Here is a 20,002-nt window from a genome sequence, read left to right on the forward strand (position 1 = left end):
TGGACGTGTCTCTGCAAAGGAGATGAAAATGCCCAAGCTGAAGACCAAGAGCGGCGTGAAGAAGCGCTTCAAGCTCACCGCCACCGGCAAGGTCAAGCATGGTGTCGCCGGCAAGCGCCACCGCCTGATCAGCCACAATGCCAAGTATATCCGCCAGCAGCGCGGCACCAAGGTCCTGTCCAAGGCAGACTGGAGTGCTGTGAAGAAGTGGGCGCCCTACGGTCTCGATTGAGCCGGGTTTAAAGGAGAAAAGATATGCCTCGCATTAAACGTGGTGTGACCACCCGCCAGAAGCACAAGCGTATTCTCGATCAGGCCAAGGGTTACCGCGGCCGTCGCAAGAATACGATCCGCGTCGCCCGTCAGGCCGTCGAAAAGGCCGGCCAGTACGCCTATCGCGACCGCAAGGTTAAGAAGCGCAATTTCCGCGCCCTGTGGATCCAGCGCATCAACGCCGCCGTGCGTCCCGAAGGTTTGACCTACTCGCAGTTCATGCATGGCGTGAAGCTTGCCGGTATCGAGCTGGACCGGAAGGTCATGGCCGACCTGGCGATGAACGAAGCCGAAGCTTTCGGCCTGATCATCAAGCAGGCCAAGGACGCTCTGCCCGCTTGATCGCGGACAACGGCTTTCGAACAGCAAAAGGGCGCGGTTGGCAGATGCCATCCGCGCCCTTCGCTTTTGCAGGCAGGCGTGCTCCCGCCGGGATCGCTTGAGCAGAAGCCCGCCCGCTGCGCAGATGGTCAGCGTCAGAGCAGGTCTTCGACCGATACCCAGCCACTGGTGCCGAAATTGTCGGATACCTCGATCCACAGCCCTTCGCGGCGTCCCGACGGCGTCAACTGAGTCCCCTCGCGAAGGGAGCGTATTTCTGCGCCCTCGGAACTGGGGCTGTCGCGCATGATAGTGTCGGTCGCCACGGTCGCCGCCGGTTCGGCCGCAGCAGGTGCGGGCGCCGAGGGAGCGGCTGCCAGCGCGGCACGCTGGTCTACCAGCTGATTGAAGGCGATGATGAAAGCCTCGGTGAGTTTGCGGCCGTTGCCGCTATCGGAATAGCCAACGCTGTCGGCCAGTGCGCGGTTGGCAGCACCGCCGGAGCCGCGAAAGCTCAGGCTGGAACTGCGCACGGATCCCGTGCCCGCCGCCAGCGGCTGGCCGGTGGCCGGGCTGACCACGGTCAGCGCCGCGGCAACGGTCGTCCGCCTGCCGCCAAGGCCGCCGAGCATGCCCAGAGCGGCGCCGCCGAAGGGGACGCGCGAAAGAACGGCTCCAGCAGCGCCGGATCGTACCAGCGCCTCCCGGGCAACGCCGGTCGCCACGTTGATCCCCTGATCGACCTCCTCCTGCGTGCCGGCGATCGCGGTCAGAAGGAACTGGGCCGGTGTGCCGTCGGCTCCGCTGTGCGGCGTGAAGCAACCGGATTCGGCAGCGAGCCGCGACACCAGCATTCGCGGACTGCCAAGATCCCACTGGCTCCATCCTGCGTTCGGACTGTCGACCAGGGCGATGGTGCCCAGACTCTCCTCACACCGAACAAGCTGTACCTCTTCATCGTCCGCCAGAGCGGGTGCGGGTGCCAGCGCGATGGCGGCCAGGCCTGCGCATACGGCGGCATTTCTTAAAGTAGACATTGCGTATCCCCTGCTAGACTGTTCGCGGTCGAAACGCCGCGCAAGTGGAGGACAATCGCAATCGCAGCGGTGAACAAGTGGCGCAGCGAAACCTAACAGCGCTTGTCATCTAGGTTACGGCGCTTTTCATCGTACCGGCCCCAATTGTCGGGCAAGGTGCACGCATTCAGTGGGCACAATCTCCGATCGCACCGAAAAATCTCTCGCCTTTGTCAAGGCGATGATTGTTCGAGTCGGCTTTGTTTCCCATCAATTCGCAGGGATGGCAGCGACTTGCTTGCGAAGTGAAGGAAGTGCTAGGCAGCGCGCTGTTTTCGATGCGCGGGGACTTTTTGTGGGGAAGATAAATCTCAGCAGCAACGAAGCAGGGTGACGGAATAGAGGTGCGGGTCTTCAACCTTGACTCGCGCCTGCACGACTATTTCGGGTCGCTGTACTTCTTTACGGTCGATGTCCCCGAAAAGGATCAGGTGGCGGACTGCCATTATCCCGACTGGGCAAGTATCAATTTTCTTGCCAGCGGGGAGCAGCACCGAGCGGCGCTGTGGGGTGACCCCATGCAACCGCTGGCGCGATGTTCCGCACACGGACCGACGAGCCGGGCGGTGCGTCTTCGTCTTGGCAACTCGCGGTCGTGGAGCATCGGGCTGAAACCGGCAGGCTGGGCGCGTTATGTCGAAGGCCCGGCCAGTGCCGTTGCCAACCAGTTACACGATGGAGCGACCTTGCCCGCGCTGTCGCGATTTGCCCCCATTCAGCGACTGGTCGAGGGGGGTGTGGGTGATCCCGAAGTTACTGCGAGGTCGATAGAACAGTACCTGATCGATGCGCAGCCAGCGTCCAACCCGCATGAGGAAATGGTTACGGCCCTCTACCTGGCCCTGCGCGATCCGGAGATCGGTGACGTGGATACGCTGGCACAGAAGGTGGGAGCCAGCCGCCGTACTATCGAACGTCTGGCCTCGCGCTATTTCGGTTTTTCGCCAAAGCTCCTGTTGCGGCGCCAGCGGTTCCTGCGCAGCTTGGGCAAGTTTTCCCTAGACCCGGATCGTACATGGAGCGCTTCGCTGGACGATCACTATGTCGACCAGGCGCATTTCGTGCGCGATTTTCGCGCCTTCATGGGGATGACTCCCAGTAAATACGCGAGATTGCCTCACCCCTTGCCCAATGCGATCATCGCCCATCGTCTCGAAGAGCAGGGCGCGCACCAGCGCTGAGGCGGTCGATTGCCCTCATTTAGGGCTTGGGCACGGGCGGCATGGCGGCTAACAGGCGCGGCCTGTCCGCAAAAACAAATCGAAGTATCCATGTCCGACCACGAACAAATGGCCCACGAGGCAAATGCCCGCATTGCCGGGGCCGCAGACCTGAACGCGCTGGAGGCGATGCGCGTCGAATATCTCGGTAAGCAGGGCAGCATTTCCGGCCTGCTGAAAACGCTCGGCAAGATGAGCCCGGAGGAACGGCAGGAGAAGGCGCCCGCCATCCAGTCGATGCGCCAGACGGTTGCCGATGCATTGGCCGCGCGCAAGGAAGAGCTGGAAGCGGCCGAGCTCGAAGCGCGCCTTGCTACCGAAACGATCGACCTGACACTGCCCGCGCCGACCGCACCCAAGGGCAGCGTACACCCGGTAAGCCAGGTGATGGACGAACTGGCGGAGATTTTCGCCGACCTCGGCTTCGCCGTGGCCACCGGGCCGGAGATCGAGGACGACTGGTACAACTTCACCGCGCTCAACATGCCGGAAAGCCACCCGGCCCGCGCGATGCACGACACGTTCTATTTCCCCGATACCGCGCCCAAGGGCGGCAAGATGCTGCTGCGCACGCACACCAGCCCGGTGCAGGTGCGCACGATGATGGCTGAAGGCGCTCCGCTGCGCATCATTGCGCCCGGCCGCGTCTACCGTTCCGACAGCGATGCCACGCATACGCCGATGTTCCACCAGATCGAGGGCTTGGTGATCGACCGGGACATTCACCTCGGCCACCTGAAGTGGACGCTGGAAACTTTCCTCAAGGCCTTCTTCGAGACCGAAGACATCGTCCTGCGCCTGCGACCCAGTTACTTCCCCTTCACCGAGCCGAGCGTCGAAGTCGACGTCGGTTTCGCCATCGAGAATGGCAAGCGCATCCTCGGCGGCAGCGGTGACGAGCCGGGTCACGGCTGGATGGAACTGCTGGGCAGCGGCATGGTGAACCGGCGCGTGATCGAATTTGCCGGTCTCGACCCCGACGAATGGCAGGGCTTTGCCTGGGGCCTTGGCGTGGATCGTCTTGCCATGCTGAAATACGGGATGGATGACCTGCGCGCCTTCTTCGACGGGGATTCCCGCTGGCTGGCGCACTATGGCTTCAGCCCGTTCGACCAGCCGACCCTTTCCGCCGGTGTAGGAGCGAAAGCATGAAGTTCTCGCTCGAATGGCTGACCTATTTCCTCGAGACCGAGGCTACCGTCGCCGAAATCGCCGCCAAGCTGAATGCCATCGGCATCGAAGTGGAAGATATCGAGGATCCGGCCGACAAGCTGGAAGGCTTCCGCGTGGCAGAGGTGCTGACCGCGAAGCCGCATCCCGATGCCGATAAGCTTCAGGTGCTCACCGTATCCACGGGTGAGGGCGATCCGCTGACCGTGGTCTGCGGCGCGCCCAATGCCCGCGCCGGCATGAAGGGCGTGCTGGGCGTTGCCGGGGCCGTGGTTCCGGCCAACGGCATGAAGCTGCGCAAGTCGGAGATTCGCGGCGTCGAATCAAATGGCATGATGTGCTCCGTGCGAGAGCTGGAATTGGGCGACGCCCACGAAGGCATCATCGAATTGCCGGAAGATGCGCCGGTGGGCGAAGCTTTCGCCGATTACCACGGCGCATCGCCGGTGTTCGATGTTGCGATCACGCCCAACCGTCCCGATTGCATGGGCGTATACGGCATTGCCCGCGATCTTGCCGCGGCAGGCCTTGGTACGCTGAAGTCCATCGACGCAAATAGCGTTGCTGCGACCTTCCCCTGCCCGGTGGAAATCCGCACCGACGATCCCGAGGGTTGCCCGGCGTTCTACGGCCGCGTCATCAAGGGCGTGACCAACGGGGAAAGCCCCGAATGGATGCAGAAGCGCCTTATGGCGGCTGGCCAGCGCCCGATCAGCACACTGGTGGACATCACCAATTACATGATGCTGGCCTTCGGTCGCCCGGCTCACGTCTATGACCTTGCCAAGCTCTCCGGCTCGGTGGTCGCCCGCCGCGCCGAAGACGGCGAGCAGGTGCTGGCGCTGAACGAGAAGACCTACACTCTCGATTCCACCATGACCGTGATCGCCGACGATAACGGCGTGCACGATATTGGGGGCATCATGGGCGGCGAAGAGTCTTCGGTGCAGCCCGAGACGACCGACGTATTGCTGGAAATCGCCTATTTCGATCCCGAAGCCATCGGCGTGACGGGCCGCAAGCTGGGCCTCGCCACCGATGCCCGCACCCGGTTCGAGCGCGGGGTGGACCCGGCGTGGCTGGACGAGGGGCTGGAAACTCTCACCAGCCTGATCCAGCGTTTCTGCGGCGGCGAAGCGAGCAAGATCGTTCGCGCCGGAACTCCGCCGACGGAGCCGAAGGTAATCGCTTTCGATCCGGGCCTGACTGCGCGCCTTGGCGGGGTGGACGTGCCCGAGGCCGAGCAGAAGCGCATCCTCGAAGCGCTCGATTTCGGCGTGGGCGCGGACTGGAAAGTCACCTGTCCGCCGCGTCGTCACGACATCGAAAGCGCAGCCGATCTCGTCGAGGAAGTCGTGCGTATCTACGGCCTCGATAAGGTGGCCAGTGTGGCCCTGCCGCGAGCCGAAGGCGTTGCCCGACCCACCGCCACGCCGATGCAGGCGCTGGAACGCCGCCTGCGTCGCAGCGCTGCCTCGCGCGGTCTGAACGAAGCGGTGACCTGGTCTTTCCTGCCGACCCAGCAGGCGGAGCATTTCGCCGATGGCGATGCGCTGTGGGTGCTCGACAACCCCATCAGCGAGGACATGAAGGCCATGCGCCCCTCGCTCATCCCCGGCCTGCTGAGCGCGGCGAAGCGCAATGCCGATCGCGGCGCTGCCGGTGTACGCCTGTTCGAAGTGGGTCGCCGCTACCTGCGCGCGCAGGATGGATCGAGTGACGAGCATCCCACACTTTGCGTGCTGCTCGCTGGTGAGAAGACACCGCGTGGCTGGGCCAGCGGCAAGGCGGCGAAGTTCGACGCCTTCGATGGCAAGGCCGAGGCGGAAGCGCTGCTGGCCGAAGCCGGCGCACCGGTCGACAAGCTGATGGTGATGGGAGAGGCCGGTGGCCAGTTCCACCCCGGCCAGTCCGCCACACTCCGCCTTGGTCCCAAAAACGTGCTCGCCCGCTTTGGCGCGCTGCATCCCGCAACGCTCGATGCCTTCGATATCGATGGGCCAGTGGTTGCCGTCGAGATTTACCTCGACGCTATTCCTGCCAAGAAGGGCAAGGCCGGGTTCGAGAAGCCCGATTTCGCTCCGCCTGCCCTGCAGTCGGTGGAGCGCGACTTTGCCTTCCTCGTGCCGGAAGACCTGGCGTCGGCAGACCTGCTGCGCGCTGTAAGAGGCGCGGACAAGGCCAACATCGTGGACGCGCGCGTCTTCGATGTGTTCGCCGGACAGGGCGTGCCCGAGGAGAAGAAGTCCATCGCCATCGAAGTAACGCTGCAACCGGGTGAGAAGTCGTTCAAGGACGAAGAGCTGAAAGCGATCAGCGACAAGGTCGTGGCCGCTGCTGCCAGGCAGGGCGCGGAACTGCGCGGCTGATCCATGACCTCGAACCGTAGGACCTTCGCGATCATCTCGCACCCTGACGCGGGTAAGACCACGCTGACGGAAAAGCTGCTGCTGCAGGGCGGGGCGATCCATCAGGCGGGACTGGTGAAAGCGCGCGGCGCGGCGCGTCGTGCCCGGTCCGACTGGATGAAGATCGAGCAGCAGCGCGGTATCTCCGTCACCTCGTCCGTGATGACGTTCGAGAAGGAATATGACGGTGAGACCATCACCTTCAACCTTCTCGACACGCCGGGGCACGAGGATTTCTCCGAAGACACCTACCGCACCCTGACTGCTGTCGATTCCGCCATTATGGTGATCGACGCGGCCAAGGGTATCGAGCCGCAGACGCGCAAGCTGTTCGAAGTCTGCCGCCTGCGTTCGGTTCCGATCATCACCTTCGTCAACAAGGTGGACCGAGAAGGCCGCGACCCGTTCGAAACGATGGACGAAGTGGCCGACATGCTGGCGCTGGATGTCAGCCCGCAGATGTGGCCCATCGGCATGGGCGGCCTGTTCGAAGGCCTGCTGGATTTCCGCACACAGGAAGTCGCACGCGTGGAAGGCGGATCGAACGAGTACCTGGGCATGCGCGACCCGCTGGATCAGGCGGCAATCTCCGGCAACTTCGAGGAAGAGTACCAGCTGGCGCAGGCGGGGTATCCGGAATTCGACCTGGAAGCCTATCGCAACGGTGATCTGACGCCGGTCTATTTCGGATCGGCGCTGAAGAACCTCGGCGTCGAGGAACTGATCGATGCGATCGCCCGAATCGCGCCGCCGCCGCGCCCGCAACCCGCAGGCGAAGAGAAGATCGGTCCGGAACACGATGAGGTCTCCGGCTTCATCTTCAAGGTGCAGGCCAACATGGACCCCAACCACCGCGACCGCATCGCCTTCATGCGGCAGGTGTCGGGGACTTTCAAACGCGGCATGAAGCTGACCCCCAGCGGCCTGGGCAAGCCCATCGCCGTCCACTCGCCAATCCTGTTTTTTGCGCAGGACCGCGAGATTGCCGATACGGCGGAGCCGGGCGACATCATCGGCATTCCCAACCACGGCACCTTGCGTGTGGGCGATACGCTGAGCGAGAAGAACGAAATCCGCTTCACCGGCCTGCCCAACTTCGCGCCGGAAATCCTGCGCCGCGTGCAGTTGAAGGATCCGACCAAGACAAAGCAGTTGCGCAAGGCGCTGGATGACCTTTCAGAAGAAGGCGTGATCCAGGTCTTCTACCCCGAGATCGGCGGCAGCAGCATCGTGGGCGTCGTTGGCCAGTTGCAGCTCGACGTGCTGATTTCGCGGCTGGGTGCGGAATACAAGGTCGATGCCGCGCTCGAGGCTTCCCCTTTCGCCACGGCGCGATGGCTGAAGGGCACCGACGCGGCGCTGCGCGATTTCGAAAAGTTCAACCAGGGCAACCTTGCGCGCGACCGCGATGGCGACCTCGTCTTCATGGCCAAGAGCGCGTGGGACGTGGGCTACCAGGAAGAGAAGAATCCCGACCTCGCATTTTCTGCCACCAAGGAGCGGTGACACGGCGGCGCCTTGCGCGTAGTCTTTGCCCATGGCCGACTTTTTCGAAGCACTGAACGAGAAACATATCGCGATGATCGAGGCCCAGCCGGTCTTTTTCGTCGCCACCTCTGCACCAGGCGCACGCATCAATCTCTCGCCCAAGGGATACGACGCCTTTCGGGTGCTCTCGCCAACGCGTGTCGGCTATCTCGACCTTGCCGGTTCGGGAAACGAGACCAACGCGCACCTGCTGGCCGATGGCCGGATCACGCTGATGTTCTGCAATTTCCAGCAGCCAGCGCTCATCCTGCAGATCTACGGTGCGGGAAAACCGGTGTTGCCGTCGGACAGTGGCTGGGATGCCATCGCAAGGCATTTCACCCTGCTTCCCGGCACCCGTCAGATCTTCGATATCGAAATCGAAAGCGTGCAGACGTCCTGCGGATGGGGCGTGCCGTTCATGGAGTTCGAGCGCGAGCGGCAGACGCTGCTGAAAGCGCATACCGGTGTCGATCCGCAGAAATGGGCGACCAAACACTCAAACCGCCGCGAAAGCATCGATGGGCTGCCAACGCGCCCCACCGACCGTTACATCGCCGGGAACCTGCCGCAGGAGGGCTGATGCAGCTCACCTTCGCCAGCTACAATATTCACAAGGGCGTGGGACTGGACCGGCGCCGCGACCCGGATCGCATCCTGTCGGTGATCGAGGAACTGCAGGCGGATGTCATCGCGCTGCAGGAAGTCGACGAGCGATTCGGCACCCGGCGGGCGGTGCTCAATCGCCAGGAACTGGAAAGTGCGGGCTACCAAGTAGCCTCCCATTCGACAAAGCCCGCCAGCATGGGCTGGCACGGCAATGCGCTGCTCGTGCGCGACGGCCTGGAGGTGATTGAGGTCGAATCCGAGACATTGCCCCGGCTGGAACCGCGCGGCGCGGTGCGGGCGCAGTTGCGTGTCGATGGCCAGCAGATCTGCGTGACCTGCATGCATCTCGATCTGTCGGGCCTGCGACGCAAACGCCAGTTCGCCCATCTTTGCAACAACAGCCGCGCGCCCGGCCTGCCCGCCGTGATGCTGGGCGACTGCAATGAATGGATCAGGCCCATCGGCGGCGTGCGGGGACTGGCCGCGCACTGGGAAATGGTGGAGCCCGGCAGGAGCTTTCCCGCCCGCAGGCCGCTGCTGGCGTTGGACCGCCTGATGCATACGCCGCATTGGTCGCTGGATCACGCACAGGTCCACACGAGCCCGCTGGCCCGGCAGGCATCGGACCACCTTCCCATAAAGGTCGCGCTGACGCTTTGACGCGAAAGGCAGTGCCCAAAAAATAGGCGCGGTGCCTGTGTTTTGGGCTTCGGGCGGGGGCTGCAACCCTCATCGCCGCGCCAAGTTCCCGTAAATTATCACCTCCCTGCTTCTGGCACGGCTGTTGCATTGCAGCATCTGCGGCCGGGAGCGACCCGGCAAGTCATAGGGGTCAGGGATGAAATTCGTCATCGCCATCATCAAACCATTCAAGCTCGACGAGGTGCGCGAGGCACTCGCCGGTCTGGGCGTCGCCGGCATGACCGTGTCGGAAGTGAAGGGGTTCGGCCGCCAGAAGGGGCAAACCGAGATCTACCGCGGTGCCGAGTACTCGGTGAACATGCTTCCCAAGGTGAAGCTGGAAATCGCGGTTAGCGATGAGCTCATGCCGAAGGTCGTCGAGACCATCCAGGAAACCGCCAGCACGCAGAGCATCGGCGACGGCAAGATCTTCGTGCTCGAACTCGCTTCGACCATGCGGATCCGCACCGGCGAAACCGACGAAACCGCGTTGTGATCAGGGGGTCAGACAAAATGAAATCAGCAATTCTCAAGACCGGCGCCGTCGCTGCGACCGCGCTGCTTGCATCCAGCCCGGCCTTCGCGGCCCCGGCTGCCGATGCCGCCGCCACAGTGGCGGCTGACGCCGTAGGCGGGGGCACCGCCTATATCTTCAACACGCTGCTGTTCCTTATCGGCGGCTTCCTGGTGATGTGGATGGCGGCAGGCTTCGCCATGCTCGAGGCGGGCCTCGTGCGCGCCAAGAACACCTCGACCCAGTGTCTCAAGAACATCGGCCTCTACGCTATCGCCGGCCTGATGTTCTGGATCATCGGCTACAACATTGCCTATCCCGGCTTCGGCGAGGATAGCATGGGCCTGTTCGGCATGGCTGGCACCGTCTACGGCATGCAGGACGTTGGCTCCGCCGATCTCGATACCGGCTATTCGGTGGCATCCGACTGGTTCTTCCAGATGGTCTTCTGCGCCACCACCGCCTCTATCGTTTCGGGCACGCTGGCCGAACGCATCAAGATCGTGCCGTTCTTCATCTTCGTGACCATCCTTACCGCCGTGATCTATCCGGTCGTGGTGAGCTGGGAATGGGGTGGCGGCTACCTCGACAGCGTCTGGGGCTTCTCCGACTTCGCCGGTTCCACCCTGGTTCACTCCACCGGCGGCTGGGCTGCCCTGGTCGGCGCGCTGATCCTCGGCCCGCGCCTCGGTCGCTACGGCGCCAATGGCATGGTCAATGTGTTCCCAGGCACCAACATCCCGCTGGCAACGCTCGGCACCTTCATCCTCTGGCTCGGCTGGTTCGGCTTCAACGGCGCATCGCAGCTGGCGATGGGCACCGTGGGTGACGTATCCGACGTGTCGAAGATTTTCGTGAATACCAACATGGCGGCCTGCGGCGGCGTGGTGATCGCGATCATCCTGACACAGCTGCGTTACAAGAAGGCCGACGTGACCATGGCCATGAACGGTGCGCTGGCCGGCCTCGTGTCGATCACCGCAGAGCCGTTGGCTCCCACCGTCGGGCAGTCGATCCTGATCGGCATGATCGGGGGTGCCATCGTGGTCTTCACCGTGCCGCTGCTCGACAAGTTCAAGATCGACGACGTCGTCGGCGCTATCCCGGTTCACCTTGTTGCCGGTATCTGGGGCACGCTGATCGTGGCCTGGACGGGTGACGCAACCTTTGTCGGCCAGCTCGTGGGCGTGCTGCTCACCATGGTCTGGGTCAGTGTCGCTTCCGGTGTCATCTGGCTGGTTCTCAAGACCACCATCGGCCTGCGTCCCTCCGAAGAGATCGAACTTGCCGGTCTCGACATCCACGAAACCGGCGTGGAAGCCTATCCGGGTCTCGCCAACCAGGGCTGACCCTTCACCGAATTGGCGGGGGCGGGAACCACCTCTCTCCTCTCCCTCCCGACCCCGCCAACACTCGTTCCTCCTGCGAACGTACAACTCACAATGGGCCGGAGCTTCGCTGCTCCGGCCCTTTTTTTGTTGCGCGCGGGGGCGGGTGTCCGGTTACAAGGAGGTTACAACCCGCTCACGATAGCGAGCTCGGGATCTTACAGGGAATTCGCGCATGAAAATGATCGTCGCCATCATCAAGCCGTTCAAGCTGGAAGAAGTGCGCGAGGCGCTGGCGGACATTGGGGTGGCAGGCATGACGGTCTGCGAGGCTAAGGGCTTCGGTCGGCAGAAGGGCCAGACGGAAATCTATCGCGGTGCCGAGTATGCGGTGAACATGCTGCCCAAGGTGCGCCTGGAAATCGTGGCAAGCGACGATATCGCGCCCAAGATCGTGGAAACCATCCGCGAGGCCGCGAACACCGGATCGATCGGCGATGGGAAGATCTTCGTCCTCGAGGTGGGCGGCGTCACCCGCATCCGCACAGGGGAAACCGGCGAACTGGCTATCTGACCGGTCGATCGCGGCTGTTTGGCTCGGGCGTTCGCGACTTCCATCGCCGGCGAATCATCTCTGACGTTTCGCGGCTGTCATCGTGGCTCCAGCCCGGTTCGCGCCACAGGTATGCCAGCTTGTGACGCCAGGGCGCGCGCCACACGTCACGGGCGATGCCGATCCATTCATGGAACACGACGTAGAAGAGGTTGAAGCTGCCCAGCTGGCCGACAAGGCCGTAGCGGATGCGATCCTCGGTATCCTCCGGGGCGAATGTCCCGAACATCCGGTCCCATATGATGAAAACCCCGGCATAGTTACGATCTAGGTAGCGGGCGTTCACGGCATGGTGCACGCGGTGGTGCGAAGGCGTGTTCATTACCGCTTCGAACCAGCGCGGCATACGCTCCACCGCTTCCGTGTGTATCCAGAACTGGTAGATCAAGTTGATACCAGCGCAGGCCAGTATCATTCCCGGCTCGAACCCTGCCAGCGCCAGCGGCAGGCGGAAAACGAACGACGCGGCGACGAAACCCGTCCAGCTCTGCCGCAGGGCGGTCGAAAGGTTGTAGTGCTGGCTCGAATGATGGTTGACGTGGCTGGCCCAGAACCAGCGCACGCGGTGGGCGCTGCGGTGAAAGACGTAATAGGCCAGGTCGTCCAGCACGAAGCAAAGTGGCCAGGCCCACCACACCCAGCCGATGGAGAGCGGCGCGAAACCATGCACCCAAACCAGCAGCGCGGCGGTGAGTCCGCCTGTCAGCGCGCCGGCAATTGTGCTGCCGAGACCGACGGCGAGCGACGTTCCAGTGTCGCGCCATTCATAGGCCTGGTGCGAACCGCGCAGCCGCGACCACAGTAACTCGCCCAGTATCAGCGCAACGAAAACGGGAATCGCATAGGCAACAGGATCGAACGGCATCAGCCGCTATTATCACTGCTGTCAGTATTGGCCCAGACCCGCGCGTCGCCCTCTGGTTCGATTTTCACAGCGGGCAGTGCGCGGATCGCTAGCACGCCGCCCTCGGCCGAGATCGGGGAGCCAGGTGCGAGCAGGCGAAAAACGAACTGGTTGCCGTGAGGCACGAGCACCGCCACGCGGCCCTGCCGGTCGCGCGCGATGGCCGCGCGCCCTTGCCTGTCGAGCTCTATCGCCACTGGCTCGAAACCGCCGGGCGCAAGGCTGAACAGCTCTCGCGCCTCGTCGTGCGATTCGATTCGGGCCGCCCGCCGGAATCCCAGTGCCCATGTCACCGCGACAATGGCCACAACGGCCACCAGCGATCCAAGCAGCTGCGGCAGCGCACCCGGCATGGCGTCAGTCGCGCGCCTTTGCGGACAGCATTTCGAGCATCGGCACGATGGCGGTGATGTCGTACCCGGCGGCAAGCGCAGCTTCGGTTAGCGCGGACGGATCTTCGCCCCGGTGCGCCTGGGCCAGCGCCCACAGAAAAGTCGAGCGGGTTCCGGACCGGCAGTACGCCAACACCTTGTCATCGGCCTGGTCCAGCGCTTCGACCATGGCATCCACCTGCGGTTGACTGAAGCCCGCATGGTCGATGGGAATGGCGACATAGGCCAGCCCGTTCGCGGTTGCCGTTTGTTCTATCTGCGCCCCGGACGGCTGGCCATCCTGCTCCGCATCGGGCCGGTTGTTCACGATCATGGTGAAACCCTGTTGCGCAGCATCCGCGACATCGTCCGCATCGATCTGCGGGCTGGCCCATACTGTGTCGCTGAGGCGCTTGAAATCCGACATGAAACCTCCCTGAGAGGCAGGGCGGCGAAGATGCGGTCCTGCGGGCAATCCGAATGGAACAAGCGACAGGCAAGGGCAAGCCCGGCCGCGTTGCAGGTCTGTCACAGACCCGTAATCTTAAAACATTCGCGTCTCGCCTGATTCTTCGTTATAAACGTCCGTCGGAGCGACTGGGCAGGTCCGTCGGTCCCGGTTGTTGACCATTTCGCTCGTGTCATCAGCTGCAACTTTGACAAGGGCGAGATTGAAGGTTTTGCGTATACATGGGTTATGATCGAGGGCGTCGCGGTCGGGGGCGCGACAAGCGGGACAACATCGGCGAAGAGGGGTTCGATCCCTTCATGGACGGACCTCCGCCCATGGAAAGCGGCGGTTGGCGCGATGGCGGTAACGATCGCTTCGGCGGCGGTGGTGGCGGCGGTGGCCGCTTCAACGACGATCGTGGCGGTGGCGGTTTCGGCGGTGGTAACCGCGGCGGCGGCTTCGGCGGCGGCGGTGCCGGTCGTGGTGGTCCGCGCGGCGGCGGCGGTGGTGGTGGCGGCATGCCCGCCCAGGTCGTCGGCACCGGTCAGGGCAAGGTCAAGTTCTTCAATACCCAGAAGGGTTTCGGCTTCATCCAGCGTGATGAAGGCGGCGAAGACGTGTTTGTCCACATCAGCCAGGTCGAACGTGCCGGTCTGGAAGGGCTGGCCGAAGGTCAGGAACTGCAGTTCAACCTCGTGGATCGCGGCGGAAAGATCTCTGCTGCCGACCTGCAGGTGGTTGGCGACGTCATCGAGGTGCAGTCGGCACCAAAGAGCCCGCAGCGTGAACTGACCGGCGAGAAAGCCGTAGGCACCGTCAAGTTCTTCAACACCATGAAGGGTTTCGGCTTCATCACGCGCGATGATGGCAAGGAAGATGCCTTCGTCCACATCAGCGCTGTCGAACGTTCGGGCCTCCAGGGCATCGCCGAGGGCGACCGATTCGAATTCGACCTCGAAGTCGATCGACGAGGCAAGTACTCGGCCGTCAACCTGGTGCCAGCGCAGGGCTAAGCCCGCGGGGATCCAGCCAAGGTAGTGGCGGCCGTGTATGTTTGACCGGCCGCCACCACCCTCCTAGATGAGAGCGTATTGGCGGTCCGGAGAGGCCGCTTTTTTTGATTTCACGCTTTCTCTAAGGACACATCCAAAATGTCTATCACTCCGTTGATGCCCGTTTATCCGCGGTGCGGGGTCCGGCCCGTCGAGGGCGACAATTGCCACCTCATCGACGAGGACGGCACCCGTTATCTCGATTTTGCCGCCGGTATCGCGGTGAACCTGCTCGGCCATTCGCACCCCGGCCTGATCGGCGCGATCCAGGAGCAGGCGGCCAAACTCATGCACGTCTCGAACCTCTACGGCAGCCCGCAGGGAGAGGAACTGGCGCAAAAGCTGGTCGACACCACCTTTGCCGACACCGTGTTCTTCACCAACTCCGGTGCCGAGGCGGTGGAATGCGCGATAAAGACCGCGCGCGCCTATCATCAGCATGCAGGCGACGAGAACAAGTTCGAGCTGATCACCTTCAACAACGCGTTTCACGGGCGCACGATGGCCACAATCAGCGCATCGAATCAGGAGAAGATGCACAAGGGTTTCAACCCGCTGCTGCCCGGCTTCAAATACGTCGATTTCAACGACCTCGAGGGCGCCAAGGCGGCCATCGGTCCGAACACGGCAGGCTTCCTGGTGGAACCGATCCAGGGCGAAGGCGGTATCCGGCCGGCAACGCCGGAGTTCCTGCAGGGACTTCGCCAGCTGTGCGATGAGCACGACCTGATGCTGGTGCTGGACGAAGTGCAATGCGGCGTAGCGCGCACCGGCACGTTCTATGCCTACGAACAGTACGGGATCGAGCCGGACATTGTTGCCTCGGCCAAGGGCATCGGCGGTGGTTTCCCGCTGGGCGCCTGCCTCGCTACTGAAAAGGCTGCCCGCGGCATGGTGATTGGTACCCACGGTTCCACCTACGGTGGCAATCCTCTGGCAATGGCTGCGGGAATGGCCGTGATGAATACCGTGGCGAACGACGAATTCCTTGGCCAGGTGCGCGCCAAGGGCGAGCGCCTGCGCGCCCGGCTGGAACAGTTCATCGGCAACTATCCCGACCTGTTCGAGAGCGTTCGTGGTGCGGGCTTGATGCTTGGCATCAAGATGAAGGTCGAGCCGAGACCGTTCATGGTCCACCTGCGCGACAATCACCAGTTGCTCACCGTGGCGGCGGGGGATTCGACGCTGCGCCTGTTGCCGCCATTGGTGATCGAGGACGCCGAGATGGACGAATTCATCGAGAAGCTGTCGGCAGGCGCTGCCGATTTCGAGGTCCCGACCGGATCATGACCGACCAGCCCCCGCTCGACGTTGCGCCGGTCGTGCGCAACTTCCTGGACCTGTCGGATGCCGGTGGTCACGCCATTGCGGCCATGATCAACGACGCCCAGGATCGCAAGCGCGCCCGTCGCGGCTGGCCCAAGGGTCGGCCTGACGCGGACCAGCCGCTGGCCGGCCACGTGCTGGCGATGGTGTTCGAGAAGGCTTCGACCCGCACCCGGATCAGCTTCGACATCGCCATGCGCCAGCTGGGCGGTACGGCGCTGATCCTCGATTCGGGGACGACGCAACTCGGGCGGGGGGAATCGATCGCGGATACAGCGCGCGTGCTCAGCCGCATGGCCGATGCCATCATGGTGCGCACCGACGATCACGCAAAGATCGAGGAGATGGCGCACTATGCGCATGTCCCGGTGATCAACGGCCTGACCGATCGCTCGCACCCGTGCCAGATCGTGGCGGACCTGCTGACGGTGATCGAACACCGCAAGGCGCTGCCAGGGCTGGAAGTCGCCTGGTTGGGGGACGGCAACAACGTGCTGCACTCCATCCTGGAGGCAGCGGCACTGATGAAGTTCAACGTGCGCGTGGCGACACCGGCGGGCTATGAGCCTGCCGCTGAGTTCGTTCACCATGCACGTTCGGCCGGGTCGTCAGTAACGCTGACTCAAGATGCCGCAGAGGCCGCGTCGGGTGCGGATGTGATCGTCACGGACACGTGGATATCCATGGGCCAGGCCCATGCGCAGGAAAAGCTGGCGGCGATGGAGCCTTACCGCGTCGATGCCAATCTCATGGCGCACGCGAAGCCCGATGCTATCTTCCTGCACTGCCTCCCGGCGCATGTCGGCGAGGAAGTGAGCGGAGACGTTTTCGAAGGGCCGCAGTCGGTCGTTTTCGACGAAGCCGAAAACCGCATACACGCGCAGAAGTCGATCCTCCTGTGGTGTTTCGGCAAGCTGGGATAGCTGCGCTTCACAATGGCCGCGCGCGCCCCATATGGTGCGCATGAGCGATACCCGAACCGAAACCTACTCCGACGAACTGCTTGGCTTCTCCATCCCGTCGCATGATTCGCGCGGTCGTGCGGTGCGTCTGGGCCCCGTGCTAGAAGACGTGCTGTCCGCGCACGACTATCCGCCCGCGCTGAAGCATTGCCTGGCCGAAGCGCTGGTTCTGGTGTCGCTAATGGGCAGTTTGCTGAAGGATGACGGCGACCAGCTCACCATGCAGGCGCAGGGCGAAGGCGGTATCGTCAGTCTGCTGGTATGCGATTACCGCGACGGAGAGATCCGCGGTTACGTCGAACATGACGAGGTGCAGATGCAGGCTGGAGGGGTAAACCCTTCGCTCGAGGCGCTGTTCGGCAAGGCGCACTTGGCGATCACTTTTGACATCGCGAAAACCGGGAAGCGCTACCAGGGCATCGTGCCGCTTGAGGGCAATTCGCTTTCCGCTGCGGTAGAAAGTTATTTCGCGCAGAGCGAGCAAATCCCGACGTCAATTCGTACCGCGGTAAAGTCCGGCTCTGGCCGTACCGTGGCGGCCGGGCTGCTGGTCCAGCACCTGCCCGAAGGTGAGGAAGGGCGCGAGCGGCTGCACGTGCGGCTGGACGACCCGGAGTGGGAGCATGTCGCGGTCCTCGCCGAAAGCCTGCGGCACGAGGAACTGGTCGAGCCAGGTCTGTCGCTGGAAGAGATCGTATGGCGCCTCTACCATGAAGAGGACAAGATACTGGTCTCCCCCGGCGCACGACTTGCGAAGGGATGTCGCTGCACGATGGCGCATTTCGAGGACGTCCTTTCACGTTTCCCGAGGGAAGAGCGGCGCGACATGGCGAACGAGGAAGGGATCATACTTGTCGATTGCGCATTCTGCTCGAAAGTCTTCCCGATTCAGGACTAACGGTTCGTCGCTCGCCCGGGGCAATTGGTCGTTCAGGCAAACCGTGCTATAGGGATGGACGAAGGAGCGAATTGAGCGTGTTTGGCATCAGATCCAGAGTGGGAATTGCAAGCGCGACGGCAGCAGCCATGCTCGCGCTGACCCCGGCGTCTGCGCGGGCGCCTGAACTGGCCATGCTCGAGACGCTCAATGATGGAGCGTGGACCCTGCGACTGCGCTCGGAGGGGACGAGCCAGCGCATCTGTGTGCGTACCGGTCGCGAACTCATCCAGATTCGCCACCGGCAACCCAATTGCGACCGGTTTGTCGTGCAGGATGAGGCGGATGTCGTAACCGTCCAGTACACGTGCAGGGGGAATGGATATGGGCGCACCACCATACGGCGGGAAGGGCCGGACGTGGTGCAGGTCCGAAGCCAGGGCATTTACGGCGGCGCGCCGTTTTCGATAGAGGGGGAAGCGCGGCATTCCGGTTCGTGCTGATCGTCCGGTTAGTGTTGATCGGATTGTCTGTCTTGCCTGGCGCGTCCCGAGTGCCTAGCCCCCACCCATGACAGAAACTGCAAAGATCGCCGTTGTCCTGCTGTCGGGCGGACTGGATTCCATGGTAACGGGCGCTCTCGCCCGAGAGCAGGGTTTTCGCCTGCATGCCTTGTCCATCGATTACGGCCAGCGCCATCGCCGTGAATTGCAGTCTGCGCGGGCGATCGCCGAAAAACTCGAGGTGGAAAGGCACGTCCAGTTGCCGCTCGACCTGCGGCAATTCGGCGCGTCGGCGCTTACCGCCGATATCGACGTTCCGAAGGACGGTGTGGGTGACGACATACCGGTTACATACGTTCCGGCACGCAATCTGCTGTTCCTCGCGCTTACCACGGCCTTCGCCGAAAGCGCGGGTGCCAGCGACATCTTCATCGGGGTGAACGCGCTGGACTACTCCGGTTATCCCGATTGCCGACCTGAATTCATTGCCAGCTTTGCCGAAACCGCGCGGCTGGGAACAAGGCAGGGAGTGGAAGGGCGCCCGTTCGACATCCATGCCCCCTTACAGCACATGACGAAAGCGGACATCGCGCGCCAATGTCACCGGCTTGGCCTCGACCCTGCCTGGAGCTGGTCGTGCTACGATCCAACTCCGGAAGGGCTTGCCTGCGGCCTCTGCGATAGCTGCCGCTTGCGGCTGAAAGGCTTCGCGGAAGCGGGGGTGGAAGACACAACCCGCTATGCAAGCAAGCCCTCCTGACAGCCTCAGCTGCGGGAGAAAACTCCGCAGGCTACCCGGCTGCCGGCGGCTCCTGCCGGATCGGTCATGTAGTCGTCCGCACCCTCGTGCACGACCAGGGCCGTGCCATCGGCATCGAAGATCTGCGAGATCACTGTGGCACTGTTTCCGCGCAAGATGGTGCTGGACGAGCCAATACCGGCAGTGGAAACCTCGACATTGGGAAGATCGCCCAGATGCGCGCCTTGCGGGTTCATCGTGCCGTGTTCGTTACCCATGGGATTGAGGTGCCCCCCGGCAGACGTAAAGTCGGCGGCGCTGCAATCGCCTGTCGTGTGCAGGTGAACCGCGTGCGTACCCTGCGAGACACCGTTGAGCGAAACCGACACGGTTACTTCACCGTCCTGCGCATAGAGCATCGCCGTGCCCACGCTATTGCCCGAACGATCGGAAATCGTGGCGCTTCCCACTTCGGTTGCCGGGTCTTCATAGGTTGTGGCGCAACCGCTTATGGCGAGGGCGACAAGAGCAGCGAGGGGAAGTTTAGCGCGATGCATGTGGTGAGCTCCTTTAACGGGTTTCATCCTTCACTACGCATGTTCGAGACATTAGGTCCTCATGACGCGGGCAGGATGCCGAGAGAAATCAGATTGGCGACAAGCTCGCCGAGAGTAGCGCGCGCTTCGACGTCTATCACCTCGCCGCCAGCCGGCACCGCCACACTCGCACCCCTCACCCATCCATCTCTGAAGCGGACCAGCTGCTTGGTAGACCTGTCGTAGACTGTCATGCCCTCAATGGGGGCGGCGAACAGCCAGTTGCCGCTCTGTCGGCAGGCTAGCCGCCCTGAATGTCCGGCCCAGTCTCCGCTCGGACCAATTCCGACGAGCCAGCATTCGCCTTCGCCGGGGTCGGAAGGCGGCGCGTCGGCCTCGCCTTCGACCGCCGCATGCAGCAGAGAGTCGATGAGGGCAAAAGCCTCGTTCACGGTGAATTCTTTCTGCGCCTGCGCGGTGAACAGGTTGGGCAGGCCAAGGCGCGGGGTGGTCGATGCAAAAGAGAAGATGTCGGTCATGA

Annotated in this window: 23 protein-coding genes; 17 read left to right on the forward strand and 6 right to left on the reverse strand. The window is 63.0% G+C overall.

Translation table 11 applies throughout. The annotated features are described in order from the left end of the window. Positions 1-28 precede the first annotated feature (28 nt). Both rpmI and rplT read left to right on the forward strand, forming a co-directional pair. Positions 29-232, forward strand: coding sequence for a 50S ribosomal protein L35 (gene rpmI, locus D2V07_RS08080; protein WP_119586734.1), 204 nt, complete (start codon positions 29-31; stop codon positions 230-232). 23 nt (positions 233-255) lie between these two features. Next, on the forward strand, positions 256-615 hold the full coding sequence (rplT, locus tag D2V07_RS08085) for a 50S ribosomal protein L20 (RefSeq protein WP_119586467.1): 360 nt from the start codon (positions 256-258) through the stop codon (positions 613-615). A gap of 134 nt (positions 616-749) precedes the next feature. Here the strand turns inward: rplT and D2V07_RS08090 are convergent, their stop codons facing one another. Further along, positions 750-1,631: an SH3 domain-containing protein gene (locus tag D2V07_RS08090; protein WP_119586468.1), complete on the reverse strand. Its 882-nt coding sequence runs from the start codon at positions 1,629-1,631 to the stop codon at positions 750-752. A 383-nt stretch (positions 1,632-2,014) separates the two neighbouring features. Here D2V07_RS08090 and D2V07_RS08095 point away from each other — a divergent pair, with 383 nt between their 5' ends. The 9 genes from D2V07_RS08095 (at position 2,015) to D2V07_RS08135 (ending at position 11,701) form a co-directional block, all read left to right on the forward strand. Continuing rightward, complete coding sequence (locus D2V07_RS08095; protein ID WP_119586469.1) at positions 2,015-2,851, forward strand: helix-turn-helix domain-containing protein; 837 nt, start codon at positions 2,015-2,017, stop codon at positions 2,849-2,851. Positions 2,852-2,941: 90 nt separating this feature from the next. Continuing rightward, on the forward strand, positions 2,942-4,042 hold the full coding sequence (gene pheS / locus D2V07_RS08100) for a phenylalanine--tRNA ligase subunit alpha (protein WP_119586470.1): 1,101 nt from the start codon (positions 2,942-2,944) through the stop codon (positions 4,040-4,042). After that, a complete protein-coding gene (gene pheT, locus D2V07_RS08105) occupies positions 4,039-6,429 on the forward strand; it encodes a phenylalanine--tRNA ligase subunit beta (protein ID WP_119586471.1) in 2,391 nt (796 codons plus the stop codon). The genes pheS and pheT overlap by 4 nt, the downstream gene beginning before the upstream one ends. 3 nt (positions 6,430-6,432) lie before the next feature. After that, positions 6,433-7,974, forward strand: coding sequence for a peptide chain release factor 3 (locus D2V07_RS08110; protein ID WP_119586472.1), 1,542 nt, complete (start codon positions 6,433-6,435; stop codon positions 7,972-7,974). 31 nt (positions 7,975-8,005) lie between these two features. Beyond that, positions 8,006-8,578 (forward strand): pyridoxamine 5'-phosphate oxidase family protein, encoded by a 573-nt coding sequence (locus tag D2V07_RS08115; protein WP_119586473.1) that lies wholly within the window; start codon positions 8,006-8,008, stop codon positions 8,576-8,578. Next, positions 8,578-9,264, forward strand: a complete 687-nt coding sequence (locus D2V07_RS08120) for an endonuclease/exonuclease/phosphatase family protein (protein ID WP_119586474.1) — start codon at positions 8,578-8,580, stop codon at positions 9,262-9,264. The genes D2V07_RS08115 and D2V07_RS08120 overlap by 1 nt, the downstream gene beginning before the upstream one ends. 178 nt (positions 9,265-9,442) lie before the next feature. Further along, a complete protein-coding gene (locus D2V07_RS08125; protein WP_119586475.1) occupies positions 9,443-9,781 on the forward strand; it encodes a P-II family nitrogen regulator in 339 nt (112 codons plus the stop codon). Positions 9,782-9,798: 17 nt separating this feature from the next. After that, positions 9,799-11,148, forward strand: a complete 1,350-nt coding sequence (locus tag D2V07_RS08130) for an ammonium transporter family protein (RefSeq protein ID WP_119586476.1) — start codon at positions 9,799-9,801, stop codon at positions 11,146-11,148. Positions 11,149-11,362: 214 nt separating this feature from the next. Then, positions 11,363-11,701, forward strand: coding sequence for a P-II family nitrogen regulator (locus tag D2V07_RS08135; RefSeq protein WP_119586477.1), 339 nt, complete (start codon positions 11,363-11,365; stop codon positions 11,699-11,701). On the opposite strand, the gene D2V07_RS08140 is transcribed toward D2V07_RS08135, so the two are convergent. From D2V07_RS08140 to D2V07_RS08150, 3 genes are read right to left on the reverse strand one after another with little or no spacing between them, the layout of a single operon-like run. Next, entirely contained in the window at positions 11,694-12,605 is a 912-nt protein-coding gene (locus D2V07_RS08140; RefSeq protein WP_119586478.1) for a sterol desaturase family protein, read from the reverse strand. The genes D2V07_RS08135 and D2V07_RS08140 overlap by 8 nt on opposite strands. Beyond that, positions 12,605-12,997, reverse strand: coding sequence for a hypothetical protein (locus tag D2V07_RS08145; RefSeq protein WP_119586479.1), 393 nt, complete (start codon positions 12,995-12,997; stop codon positions 12,605-12,607). Before D2V07_RS08145 ends, D2V07_RS08140 begins: the two co-directional genes overlap by 1 nt. A 4-nt stretch (positions 12,998-13,001) precedes the next feature. Beyond that, a complete protein-coding gene (locus D2V07_RS08150; RefSeq protein WP_119586480.1) occupies positions 13,002-13,442 on the reverse strand; it encodes a TIGR01244 family sulfur transferase in 441 nt (146 codons plus the stop codon). Positions 13,443-13,705: 263 nt separating this feature from the next. Here D2V07_RS08150 and D2V07_RS19050 point away from each other — a divergent pair, with 263 nt between their 5' ends. From D2V07_RS19050 to queC, 6 genes are all read left to right on the forward strand, one after another. Further along, positions 13,706-14,479 carry a cold-shock protein gene (locus D2V07_RS19050; RefSeq protein WP_119586481.1) on the forward strand — a complete coding sequence of 258 codons (774 nt, stop codon included), beginning with the start codon at positions 13,706-13,708 and terminating at the stop codon, positions 14,477-14,479. Between the two features lie 138 nt (positions 14,480-14,617). After that, the gene (locus D2V07_RS08160; RefSeq protein WP_119586482.1) at positions 14,618-15,808 is read left to right on the forward strand and encodes an aspartate aminotransferase family protein; all 1,191 of its coding nucleotides are present in this window, start codon (positions 14,618-14,620) and stop codon (positions 15,806-15,808) included. Then, the gene (gene argF / locus D2V07_RS08165; RefSeq protein ID WP_119586483.1) at positions 15,805-16,767 is read left to right on the forward strand and encodes an ornithine carbamoyltransferase; all 963 of its coding nucleotides are present in this window, start codon (positions 15,805-15,807) and stop codon (positions 16,765-16,767) included. Before D2V07_RS08160 ends, argF begins: the two co-directional genes overlap by 4 nt. A 40-nt stretch (positions 16,768-16,807) precedes the next feature. Further along, positions 16,808-17,704 carry an Hsp33 family molecular chaperone HslO gene (hslO, locus tag D2V07_RS08170; protein WP_119586735.1) on the forward strand — a complete coding sequence of 299 codons (897 nt, stop codon included), beginning with the start codon at positions 16,808-16,810 and terminating at the stop codon, positions 17,702-17,704. A gap of 98 nt (positions 17,705-17,802) precedes the next feature. Next, the gene (locus tag D2V07_RS08175; RefSeq protein WP_233548306.1) at positions 17,803-18,186 is read left to right on the forward strand and encodes a hypothetical protein; all 384 of its coding nucleotides are present in this window, start codon (positions 17,803-17,805) and stop codon (positions 18,184-18,186) included. 67 nt (positions 18,187-18,253) lie between these two features. Further along, on the forward strand, positions 18,254-18,946 hold the full coding sequence (queC, locus tag D2V07_RS08180; protein WP_119586484.1) for a 7-cyano-7-deazaguanine synthase QueC: 693 nt from the start codon (positions 18,254-18,256) through the stop codon (positions 18,944-18,946). 5 nt (positions 18,947-18,951) lie between these two features. Here queC and D2V07_RS08185 read toward each other — a convergent pair whose 3' ends face one another. Continuing rightward, on the reverse strand, positions 18,952-19,482 hold the full coding sequence (locus D2V07_RS08185) for a superoxide dismutase family protein (RefSeq protein ID WP_119586485.1): 531 nt from the start codon (positions 19,480-19,482) through the stop codon (positions 18,952-18,954). A gap of 59 nt (positions 19,483-19,541) precedes the next feature. Then, positions 19,542-20,000: a DUF2793 domain-containing protein gene (locus D2V07_RS08190; protein ID WP_119586486.1), complete on the reverse strand. Its 459-nt coding sequence runs from the start codon at positions 19,998-20,000 to the stop codon at positions 19,542-19,544. Positions 20,001-20,002: the final 2 nt, after the last annotated feature.

It is taken from the genome of Aurantiacibacter zhengii (assembly GCF_003584125.1).
In the GTDB taxonomy this organism is placed as follows: Bacteria; Pseudomonadota; Alphaproteobacteria; order Sphingomonadales; family Sphingomonadaceae; genus Alteraurantiacibacter; species Alteraurantiacibacter zhengii.